We start from the raw sequence: 12,001 nt of genomic DNA, 5'->3' as shown, positions 1-12,001 counted from the left end.
TCTATTCTTTTTTTGAGAGTGTACTCTCAAAACTGGATAACATACTTTTCTATCAGTTTTATTCCTTCTTGAAACCATTTTGGTCAAGCGTTCGACCTATTAGTATCGGTCAGCTCAATACATTACTGCACTTACACCTCCGACCTATCAACGTGATAGTCTCTCACGGGTCTTACCATTTCTGGAGGAAATCTATTCTTGTGGGGGGCTTCGCACTTAGATGCTTTCAGCGCTTATCCCGTCCATACGTGGCTACCCAGCTATGCTCTTGGCAGAACAACTGGTGCACCAGAGGTATGTCCATCCCGGTCCTCTCGTACTAAGGACAGCTCCACTCAAATTTCCAACGCCCACAGCGGATAGGGACCGAACTGTCTCACGACGTTCTGAACCCAGCTCGCGTACCTCTTTAATGGGCGAACAGCCCAACCCTTGGGACCTACTTCAGCCCCAGGATGAGACGAGCCGACATCGAGGTGCCAAACACCGCCGTCGATGTGGACTCTTGGGCGGTATCAGCCTGTTATCCCCAGGGTAGCTTTTATCCGTTGAGCGATGGCCCTTCCACTCGGAACCACCGGATCACTAAGCCCGACTTTCGTCCCTGCTCGACCTGTTTGTCTCGCAGTCAAGCTCCCTTCTGCCTTTACACTCTTCGCGCGATTTCCGACCGCGCTGAGGGAACCTTTGGGCGCCTCCGTTACTCTTTAGGAGGCGACCGCCCCAGTCAAACTGCCCGCCTGACACTGTCCCAGTACCGGTTCACGGTACATGGTTAGAACTTCAACGTTACAAGAGTGGTATCCCAACGGTGGCTCCCCCAATACTGGCGTACTGGGTTCGTAGCCTCCCACCTATCCTGTACATGCAACGCCGAAATCCAATATCAAGCTGCAGTAAAGCTCCATGGGGTCTTTCCGTCCTGCTGCGGGTAACCGGCATCTTTACCGGTACTACAATTTCACCGAGTCTATTGTTGAGACAGTGCCCAGATCGTTACGCCTTTCGTGCGGGTCGGAACTTACCCGACAAGGAATTTCGCTACCTTAGGACCGTTATAGTTACGGCCGCCGTTTACTGGGGCTTAAGTTCTGTGCTTCGGTTGCCCTAACACTTCCCCTTAACCTTCCAGCACCGGGCAGGCGTCAGCCCCTATACTTCAGCTTTCGCTTTAGCAGAGACCTGTGTTTTTGGTAAACAGTCGCCTGGGCCTTTTCACTGCGGCCTGCTTTCGCAGGCACCCCTTCTCCCGAAGTTACGGGGTTATTTTGCCGAGTTCCTTAACAATAGTTCTCTCGCTCACCTTAGGATTCTCTCCTCATCTACCTGTGTCGGTTTACGGTACGGGCACCTACATTCTCACTAGCGGCTTTTCTTGACAGTGTGAAATCAGCTGCTTCGGTACTCTAATTTCCCTCCCCATCACGCCTCAGAATTGAACCGGCGGATTTGCCTGCCTGTTCTCCCTTGACGCTTAGACGCACTCAACCAACGGTGCGCTCAGCTTATCCTTCTGTGTCCCCACTTCGCTCAAACGAATTTCGGTGGTACTGGAATCTCAACCAGTTGTCCATCGCCTACAGCTCTCGCTCTCGGCTTAGGCCCCGACTAACCCTGAGTGGACGAACCTTCCTCAGGAAACCTTAGATTTTCGGTGGACAGGATTCTCACCTGCCTTACGCTACTCATGCCAACATTCTCTCTCGTATACAGTCCACCAAGACTTACATCTCAGCTTCTGCCCGTATACGATGCTCCTCTACCAATTACATTACTGTAATTCCAAAGCTTCGGTAGTAAGTTTTAGCCCCGTTTATCTTCGGCGCAGAGCCACTCGACTAGTGAGCTATTACGCACTCTTTAAATGAGTGGCTGCTTCTAAGCCAACATCCTAGCTGTTTATGCAGCTCCACATCCTTTTCCACTTAACTTACATTTTGGGACCTTAGCTGTTGGTCTGGGCTGTTTCCCTTTCGACTATGAAACTTATCTCACATAGTCTGACTCCCAAGTATAATACTTCGGCATTCGGAGTTTGATAGTTTTCGGTAACCGATGAAGGCCCCTAGAACATTCAGTGCTCTACCTCCGAGTATCTCAATCTTGAGGCTAGCCCTAAAGCTATTTCGAGGAGAACCAGCTATATCCGGGTTCGATTGGAATTTCACCGCTATCCACACGTCATCCCAGCCTTTTTCAACAGACATGAGTTCGGTCCTCCACGAGATTTTACTCTCGCTTCAACCTGCACATGGATAGGTCACCCGGTTTCGGGTCTACAGCATATAACTTGACGCCCTGTTCAGACTCGCTTTCGCTTCGGCTCCAGTGCTCCAGCACCTTAACCTTGCTACATACCATAACTCGTTGGCCCGTTCTACAAAAAGTACAAGGTCACTTGCGCTCCCTTTGCTTGTAAGCATAAGGTTTCAGGTTCTTTTTCACTCCCCTCCCGGGGTTCTTTTCACCTTTCCCTCACGGTACTATTCTCTATCGGTCACTAGGTAGTATTTAGGCTTGGGGGGTGGGCCCCCGGCTTCCCACCGGGTTTCACGTGTCCGGTGGTACTCTGGATCCACTCTGCATTTTGTGCATTTCGTCTACAGGACTTTTACCTTCTTCGGTCTGCCTTTCCAAACAGCTTCGACTATACACGCCATACGTGATGAGTGTCCTCAACCCCATAGTAAACTATGGTTTGGCCTCTTTCCCGTTCGCTCGCCGCTACTTAGGAAATCGATGTTTCTTTCTCTTCCTCCGGGTACTTAGATGTTTCAGTTCCCCGGGTTACCTTCTCTGTGACTATTTTATTCATCACAGGATACTTACGCATTACCATAAGTGGGTTTCCCCATTCGGACATCTGCGGGTTGACGGATGTTTGCTCCTAACCGCAGCTTATCGCAGCTTGCCACGTCCTTCTTCGGCTCCTAGTGCCAAGGCATTCACCTTATGCTCTTATTCGCTTGACCATAAGCGTTTTGCTTATCTAGCGTTAGATAAGACTTATATTTTTTAGACTTACTTGTTAATTAACTCGTAATTCTCTGGTTTCTCGGTTGAAATCGTAGTTATTTTACACCCGACATCATTCTTTTAGACATCTCTGTCCGAAAAGACTTTTGTCTTAGTTCTATAACTGTTTGTTATCTTTCGATAACCTCGATTTCGTTGTCATATTTGTGTTTTTTAACACTTTCTGATATTTTGCATATTATCCAGTTTTCAAAGTACATTTAGAACCCTTTTAAAAGTTCTGGTGGAGAATAAGGGGATCGAACCCTTGACCCCCTGCGTGCAAGGCAGGTGCTCTCCCAGCTGAGCTAATTCCCCATATAAACTCATAGTGCAAAAGTGTTAGTCTCCTTAGAAAGGAGGTGATCCAGCCGCACCTTCCGATACGGCTACCTTGTTACGACTTCACCCCAGTCATTGGTTTTGCCTTAGGCAGCCTATTTGCTGGCCAACTTTGGGCACCCCCAACTTCCATGGTGTGACGGGCGGTGTGTACAAGACCCGGGAACGCATTCACCGCAGCATTCTGATCTGCGATTACTAGCAACTCCAACTTCATGTAGGCGAGTTGCAGCCTACAATCCGAACTGGGACTGGTTTTGGAGATTTGCTCCACCTCACGGTCTTGCGTCTCTCTGTACCAGCCATTGTAGCACGTGTGTAGCCCAGAACATAAGGGGCATGATGATTTGACGTCATCCCCACCTTCCTCCGTGTTATCCACGGCAGTCTCAATAGAGTGCCCATCTTACTGCTGGCAACTATTGACAAGGGTTGCGCTCGTTGCGGGACTTAACCCAACATCTCACGACACGAGCTGACGACAACCATGCACCACCTGTCTCCTCTGCCCGAAGGAGGGACCTGTTAAAGTCCTGTCAGAGGGATGTCAAGTCCTGGTAAGGTTCTTCGCGTTGCTTCGAATTAAACCACATGCTCCGCTGCTTGTGCGGGTCCCCGTCAATTCCTTTGAGTTTCACACTTGCGTGCGTACTCCCCAGGCGGAGCACTTAATGCGTTAACTGCGGCACCGAAGCCTTGCGGCCCCGACACCTAGTGCTCATCGTTTACGGCGTGGACTACCAGGGTATCTAATCCTGTTTGCTCCCCACGCTTTCGTGCCTCAGTGTCAGTTACAGTCCAGAAAGCCGCCTTCGCCACTGGTGTTCCTCCTAATATCTACGCATTTCACCGCTACACTAGGAATTCCGCTTTCCTCTCCTGCACTCAAGTCTCACAGTTCGCAGGGCTTACAATGGTTAAGCCACTGCCTTTCACCCCACGCTTACAAGACCACCTACGCACTCTTTACGCCCAATAATTCCGGATAACGCTTGCCCCCTACGTATTACCGCGGCTGCTGGCACGTAGTTAGCCGGGGCTTCCTCAGAAGGTACCGTCATTTGTTTCTTCCCTTCCGACAGAGCTTTACGACCCAAAGGCCTTCTTCGCTCACGCGGCGTTGCTGCATCAGGCTTTCGCCCATTGTGCAATATTCCCCACTGCTGCCTCCCGTAGGAGTTTGGACCGTGTCTCAGTTCCAATGTGGCCGATTACCCTCTCAGGTCGGCTACTGATCGTTGCCTTGGTAGGCCGTTACCCTACCAACTAGCTAATCAGACGCAGGCCCATCCCTTACCGATAAATCTTTGACATCTCAAACATGTGTTTATGATGTGTTATGAGGTTTTAATCCCGGTTTCCCGAGGCTATCCCTCTGTAAGGGGCAGGTTGCCTACGCGTTACTCACCCGTCCGCCGCTTTCCATTTAATCCCTAGACCGAAGTTTCGTTCATAAATTTCTCGCTCGACTTGCATGTGTTAGGCACGCCGCCAGCGTTCATCCTGAGCCAGGATCAAACTCTTTATTAAATGGTATTTAAATCAGATTTCTCTGAATCAAATCAAGTTTGAGCTTCTGCTCGGCTGAAACGCTTCGCGTTTCGCTTCTCTATTCTTTATGCAAAACATAAATCCTAGAATTATTGTTGTTTTTTAAGAAATTGTACGTTGACTTCCAAAACAAGTTTGGTTATCTTACCAATCGTTATGATTGTTTGTACTTAGTATCGAGAACAACTTAATGTCCTCTTGACTAATTCTTTTACACTATGAAGTTTTCAAGGTTCTTGCGCTTCTGCAGTTTTCACTGTCAGCGCCGTTCCGTAAGGAACTTTTATATCATAATACTATTCCGCAAGTTTGTCAACATCTTTTTTCATAGAAATTTAATTAACATATAACCTCACGCGATAGCTTTACTATAATATCAATTTATAACATATTTGTCAATACCTTTTTTATTATTTATTTTTTAATAAAGTTATATAAAGGTTTACTGATAAAATGTGTTAAAGCTTTTGTCTGGTAATGATTAATTAGCATTAGTCTAAAAGCCATAAAAAAGACTTCAGATTTACTGAAGTCTTAAACCGGCGACGTCCTACTTTCCCAGGCAGCTGCCCGCCAAGTATCATCGGCGCTAAGGAGCTTAACTACTGTGTTCGAGATGGGAACAGGTGGAGCCTCCTCGCTATTGTCACCGGATTTTGTCTATTCTTTTTTTGAGAGTGTACTCTCAAAACTGGATAACATACTTTTCTATCAGTTTTATTCCTTCTTGAAACCATTTTGGTCAAGCGTTCGACCTATTAGTATCGGTCAGCTCAATACATTACTGCACTTACACCTCCGACCTATCAACGTGATAGTCTCTCACGGGTCTTACCATTTCTGGAGGAAATCTATTCTTGTGGGGGGCTTCGCACTTAGATGCTTTCAGCGCTTATCCCGTCCATACGTGGCTACCCAGCTATGCTCTTGGCAGAACAACTGGTGCACCAGAGGTATGTCCATCCCGGTCCTCTCGTACTAAGGACAGCTCCACTCAAATTTCCAACGCCCACAGCGGATAGGGACCGAACTGTCTCACGACGTTCTGAACCCAGCTCGCGTACCTCTTTAATGGGCGAACAGCCCAACCCTTGGGACCTACTTCAGCCCCAGGATGAGACGAGCCGACATCGAGGTGCCAAACACCGCCGTCGATGTGGACTCTTGGGCGGTATCAGCCTGTTATCCCCAGGGTAGCTTTTATCCGTTGAGCGATGGCCCTTCCACTCGGAACCACCGGATCACTAAGCCCGACTTTCGTCCCTGCTCGACCTGTTTGTCTCGCAGTCAAGCTCCCTTCTGCCTTTACACTCTTCGCGCGATTTCCGACCGCGCTGAGGGAACCTTTGGGCGCCTCCGTTACTCTTTAGGAGGCGACCGCCCCAGTCAAACTGCCCGCCTGACACTGTCCCAGTACCGGTTCACGGTACATGGTTAGAACTTCAACGTTACAAGAGTGGTATCCCAACGGTGGCTCCCCCAATACTGGCGTACTGGGTTCGTAGCCTCCCACCTATCCTGTACATGCAACGCCGAAATCCAATATCAAGCTGCAGTAAAGCTCCATGGGGTCTTTCCGTCCTGCTGCGGGTAACCGGCATCTTTACCGGTACTACAATTTCACCGAGTCTATTGTTGAGACAGTGCCCAGATCGTTACGCCTTTCGTGCGGGTCGGAACTTACCCGACAAGGAATTTCGCTACCTTAGGACCGTTATAGTTACGGCCGCCGTTTACTGGGGCTTAAGTTCTGTGCTTCGGTTGCCCTAACACTTCCCCTTAACCTTCCAGCACCGGGCAGGCGTCAGCCCCTATACTTCAGCTTTCGCTTTAGCAGAGACCTGTGTTTTTGGTAAACAGTCGCCTGGGCCTTTTCACTGCGGCCTGCTTTCGCAGGCACCCCTTCTCCCGAAGTTACGGGGTTATTTTGCCGAGTTCCTTAACAATAGTTCTCTCGCTCACCTTAGGATTCTCTCCTCATCTACCTGTGTCGGTTTACGGTACGGGCACCTACATTCTCACTAGCGGCTTTTCTTGACAGTGTGAAATCAGCTGCTTCGGTACTCTAATTTCCCTCCCCATCACGCCTCAGAATTGAACCGGCGGATTTGCCTGCCTGTTCTCCCTTGACGCTTAGACGCACTCAACCAACGGTGCGCTCAGCTTATCCTTCTGTGTCCCCACTTCGCTCAAACGAATTTCGGTGGTACTGGAATCTCAACCAGTTGTCCATCGCCTACAGCTCTCGCTCTCGGCTTAGGCCCCGACTAACCCTGAGTGGACGAACCTTCCTCAGGAAACCTTAGATTTTCGGTGGACAGGATTCTCACCTGCCTTACGCTACTCATGCCAACATTCTCTCTCGTATACAGTCCACCAAGACTTACATCTCAGCTTCTGCCCGTATACGATGCTCCTCTACCAATTACATTACTGTAATTCCAAAGCTTCGGTAGTAAGTTTTAGCCCCGTTTATCTTCGGCGCAGAGCCACTCGACTAGTGAGCTATTACGCACTCTTTAAATGAGTGGCTGCTTCTAAGCCAACATCCTAGCTGTTTATGCAGCTCCACATCCTTTTCCACTTAACTTACATTTTGGGACCTTAGCTGTTGGTCTGGGCTGTTTCCCTTTCGACTATGAAACTTATCTCACATAGTCTGACTCCCAAGTATAATACTTCGGCATTCGGAGTTTGATAGTTTTCGGTAACCGGTGAAGGCCCCTAGAACATTCAGTGCTCTACCTCCGAGTATCTCAATCTTGAGGCTAGCCCTAAAGCTATTTCGAGGAGAACCAGCTATATCCGGGTTCGATTGGAATTTCACCGCTATCCACACGTCATCCCAGCCTTTTTCAACAGACATGAGTTCGGTCCTCCACGAGATTTTACTCTCGCTTCAACCTGCACATGGATAGGTCACCCGGTTTCGGGTCTACAGCATATAACTTGACGCCCTGTTCAGACTCGCTTTCGCTTCGGCTCCAGTGCTCCAGCACCTTAACCTTGCTACATACCATAACTCGTTGGCCCGTTCTACAAAAAGTACAAGGTCACTTGCGCTCCCTTTGCTTGTAAGCATAAGGTTTCAGGTTCTTTTTCACTCCCCTCCCGGGGTTCTTTTCACCTTTCCCTCACGGTACTATTCTCTATCGGTCACTAGGTAGTATTTAGGCTTGGGGGGTGGGCCCCCGGCTTCCCACCGGGTTTCACGTGTCCGGTGGTACTCTGGATCCACTCTGCATTTTGTGCATTTCGTCTACAGGACTTTTACCTTCTTCGGTCTGCCTTTCCAAACAGCTTCGACTATACACGCCATACGTGATGAGTGTCCTCAACCCCATAGTAAACTATGGTTTGGCCTCTTTCCCGTTCGCTCGCCGCTACTTAGGAAATCGATGTTTCTTTCTCTTCCTCCGGGTACTTAGATGTTTCAGTTCCCCGGGTTACCTTCTCTGTGACTATTTTATTCATCACAGGATACTTACGCATTACCATAAGTGGGTTTCCCCATTCGGACATCTGCGGGTTGACGGATGTTTGCTCCTAACCGCAGCTTATCGCAGCTTGCCACGTCCTTCTTCGGCTCCTAGTGCCAAGGCATTCACCTTATGCTCTTATTCGCTTGACCATAAGCGTTTTGCTTATCTAGCGTTAGATAAGACTTATATTTTTTAGACTTACTTGTTAATTAACTCGTAATTCTCTGGTTTCTCGGTTGAAATCGTAGTTATTTTACACCCGACATCATTCTTTTAGACATCTCTGTCCGAAAAGACTTTTGTCTTAGTTCTATAACTGTTTGTTATCTTTCGATAACCTCGATTTCGTTGTCATATTTGTGTTTTTTAACACTTTCTGATATTTTGCATATTATCCAGTTTTCAAAGTACATTTAGAACCCTTTTAAAAGTTCTGGTGGAGAATAAGGGGATCGAACCCTTGACCCCTGCGTGCAAGGCAGGTGCTCTCCCAGCTGAGCTAATTCCCCATATAAACTCATAGTGCAAAAGTGTTAGTCTCCTTAGAAAGGAGGTGATCCAGCCGCACCTTCCGATACGGCTACCTTGTTACGACTTCACCCCAGTCATTGGTTTTGCCTTAGGCAGCCTATTTGCTGGCCAACTTTGGGCACCCCCAACTTCCATGGTGTGACGGGCGGTGTGTACAAGACCCGGGAACGCATTCACCGCAGCATTCTGATCTGCGATTACTAGCAACTCCAACTTCATGTAGGCGAGTTGCAGCCTACAATCCGAACTGGGACTGGTTTTGGAGATTTGCTCCACCTCACGGTCTTGCGTCTCTCTGTACCAGCCATTGTAGCACGTGTGTAGCCCAGAACATAAGGGGCATGATGATTTGACGTCATCCCCACCTTCCTCCGTGTTATCCACGGCAGTCTCAATAGAGTGCCCATCTTACTGCTGGCAACTATTGACAAGGGTTGCGCTCGTTGCGGGACTTAACCCAACATCTCACGACACGAGCTGACGACAACCATGCACCACCTGTCTCCTCTGCCCGAAGGAGGGACCTGTTAAAGTCCTGTCAGAGGGATGTCAAGTCCTGGTAAGGTTCTTCGCGTTGCTTCGAATTAAACCACATGCTCCGCTGCTTGTGCGGGTCCCCGTCAATTCCTTTGAGTTTCACACTTGCGTGCGTACTCCCCAGGCGGAGCACTTAATGCGTTAACTGCGGCACCGAAGCCTTGCGGCCCCGACACCTAGTGCTCATCGTTTACGGCGTGGACTACCAGGGTATCTAATCCTGTTTGCTCCCCACGCTTTCGTGCCTCAGTGTCAGTTACAGTCCAGAAAGCCGCCTTCGCCACTGGTGTTCCTCCTAATATCTACGCATTTCACCGCTACACTAGGAATTCCGCTTTCCTCTCCTGCACTCAAGTCTCACAGTTCGCAGGGCTTACAATGGTTAAGCCACTGCCTTTCACCCCACGCTTACAAGACCACCTACGCACTCTTTACGCCCAATAATTCCGGATAACGCTTGCCCCCTACGTATTACCGCGGCTGCTGGCACGTAGTTAGCCGGGGCTTCCTCAGAAGGTACCGTCATTTGTTTCTTCCCTTCCGACAGAGCTTTACGACCCAAAGGCCTTCTTCGCTCACGCGGCGTTGCTGCATCAGGCTTTCGCCCATTGTGCAATATTCCCCACTGCTGCCTCCCGTAGGAGTTTGGACCGTGTCTCAGTTCCAATGTGGCCGATTACCCTCTCAGGTCGGCTACTGATCGTTGCCTTGGTAGGCCGTTACCCTACCAACTAGCTAATCAGACGCAGGCCCATCCCTTACCGATAAATCTTTGACATCTCAAACATGTGTTTATGATGTGTTATGAGGTTTTAATCCCGGTTTCCCGAGGCTATCCCTCTGTAAGGGGCAGGTTGCCTACGCGTTACTCACCCGTCCGCCGCTTTCCATTTAATCCCTAGACCGAAGTTTCGTTCATAAATTTCTCGCTCGACTTGCATGTGTTAGGCACGCCGCCAGCGTTCATCCTGAGCCAGGATCAAACTCTTTATTAAATGGTATTTAAATCAGATTTCTCTGAATCAAATCAAGTTTGAGCTTCTGCTCGGCTGAAACGCTTCGCGTTTCGCTTCTCTATTCTTTATGCAAAACATAAATCCTAGAATTATTGTTGTTTTTTAAGAAATTGTACGTTGACTTCCAAAACAAGTTTGGTTATCTTACCAATCGTTATGATTGTTTGTACTTAGTATCGAGAACAACTTAATGTCCTCTTGACTAATTCTTTTACACTATGAAGTTTTCAAGGTTCTTGCGCTTCTGCAGTTTTCACTGTCAGCGCCGTTCCGTAAGGAACTTTTATATCATAATACTATTCCGCAAGTTTGTCAACATCTTTTTTCGTTTTTTTCAAGTTTATTCATTAATTCGAGTTTTACTATCAAAACAAAATATTGTTGATATTGTTGTCTGCTCGTAAGCAAAACTACAATATGTGGTACATTCATTTTCAGAGATGTAACCCCTGCCTCACGGGACAGCTTATTTAGAATACCAAAATATCGTTCACATGTCAACACTTTTTTTCATTTAATTATACTTCTTTTTTCAGCCATTCTTAATAAGCATTCCTGGTATATATAATAAAGAAGGCATTCTCAGTTGAGAATCCCTTCTTTGTTTTTATTTATTATATTAACAATAAGCTTTTTTACCTTTTATAAATATTCTTACGGGCTGATTAGCCTTTTGCTTTAGCTGCTTTAACTTTCTGTTCCTTGTTTGTTGGTGCAGTAGATATTGTCTTTTTTACTCTCAAATTTGATATTGCCTTAGTAGGACATTCTTTTTCACAAAGGCCACAATTTTTGCATTTTTCAAAGTCAATTTTTGCAAGATTGTTTTCAACTGTAATAGCATCAAACTTACAAACCTTTTCACATTTCTTACAGCCAATACAGGCAACCTGGCAGGCCTTTTTAGCTTTTGCTCCAGTTTCAGTAGAATTGCATGCTACATAGACCACTTTATTCTTTTCTGCTATAGTAATAACATTATTCGGACAAGCCTTTTCACACATACCACAGCCAACACACGCATCTCTGTCAACAACAGCCACGCCATCACAAATTCGGATTGCATCATACTGGCAAACTGACACACAGTCCCCAAGACTTATGCAGCCTTGCGGACAGGCCCAATTGCCTCCATAGAAATTCTTAGCAGCAGCACAAGTCTGCACACCTTTATATTCCATAATTTTTTTAGTATTATCATTGCTCCCCTTACATTTAACGAAAGCAACCTTTGGTTCTGCAGCCTTAGCTTCAACACCAAGGATTGAACCGATAGCTGTAGCAGTTGCTGCTCCACCCACCGGGCAAAGACTAGGACTTAATGAATGATCCGCGCCTATTGCAGCTGCATAATCGTCACATCCTGCAAATCCACAGGCGCCACAGTTTGCACCTGGAAGGACTTCACGAACCTGGGATACAGTCTCATCAACGGGAACGAAAAATACTTTTGATGCAATCGTAAGAACAACACCTGAAATCAGGCCCATAGTTACTAATAATATTACTGGTGTCATCATACTATTC

General features: G+C 47.5%; 1 protein-coding gene, 2 tRNA genes and 5 rRNA genes. All 8 read right to left on the bottom strand.

What is annotated here, in order from left to right:
* Positions 1-79 precede the first annotated feature (79 nt).
* The 8 genes from Ami3637_RS08295 to Ami3637_RS08255 all read right to left on the bottom strand — a co-directional run bounded on the left by Ami3637_RS08295 (position 80) and on the right by Ami3637_RS08255 (position 11,994).
* Positions 80-2,972: ribosomal RNA gene (locus Ami3637_RS08295) — 23S ribosomal RNA — on the bottom strand.
* Between the two features lie 285 nt (positions 2,973-3,257).
* Positions 3,258-3,333: transfer RNA gene (locus Ami3637_RS08290), tRNA-Ala, on the bottom strand.
* A 37-nt stretch (positions 3,334-3,370) separates the two neighbouring features.
* Positions 3,371-4,887 (bottom strand): 16S ribosomal RNA (locus Ami3637_RS08285).
* 558 nt (positions 4,888-5,445) lie between these two features.
* Positions 5,446-5,562, bottom strand: a 5S ribosomal RNA gene (rrf, locus tag Ami3637_RS08280).
* An 84-nt stretch (positions 5,563-5,646) separates the two neighbouring features.
* Positions 5,647-8,539: ribosomal RNA gene (locus tag Ami3637_RS08270) — 23S ribosomal RNA — on the bottom strand.
* 285 nt (positions 8,540-8,824) lie between these two features.
* Positions 8,825-8,899, bottom strand: a tRNA-Ala gene (locus Ami3637_RS08265).
* 37 nt (positions 8,900-8,936) lie between these two features.
* Positions 8,937-10,453: ribosomal RNA gene (locus tag Ami3637_RS08260) — 16S ribosomal RNA — on the bottom strand.
* Together the 16S, 23S and 5S rRNA genes with 2 tRNA genes alongside form the textbook arrangement of a ribosomal RNA operon.
* 686 nt (positions 10,454-11,139) lie before the next feature.
* Positions 11,140-11,994 (bottom strand): RnfABCDGE type electron transport complex subunit B, encoded by an 855-nt coding sequence (locus Ami3637_RS08255; RefSeq protein ID WP_162362162.1) that lies wholly within the window; start codon positions 11,992-11,994, stop codon positions 11,140-11,142.
* Positions 11,995-12,001: the final 7 nt, after the last annotated feature.

Source organism: Aminipila terrae, from assembly GCF_010120715.1.
In the GTDB taxonomy this organism is placed as follows: domain Bacteria; phylum Bacillota; class Clostridia; order Peptostreptococcales; family Anaerovoracaceae; genus Aminipila; species Aminipila terrae.
This window is presented reverse-complemented; position numbering and strand designations above follow the sequence as displayed.

Coding starts and splice junctions, on each gene's coding strand:
- Ami3637_RS08255 (WP_162362162.1), bottom strand. CDS start 11,994: ATGATGACACCAGTAATATTATTAGTAACTATGGGCCTGATTTCAGGT.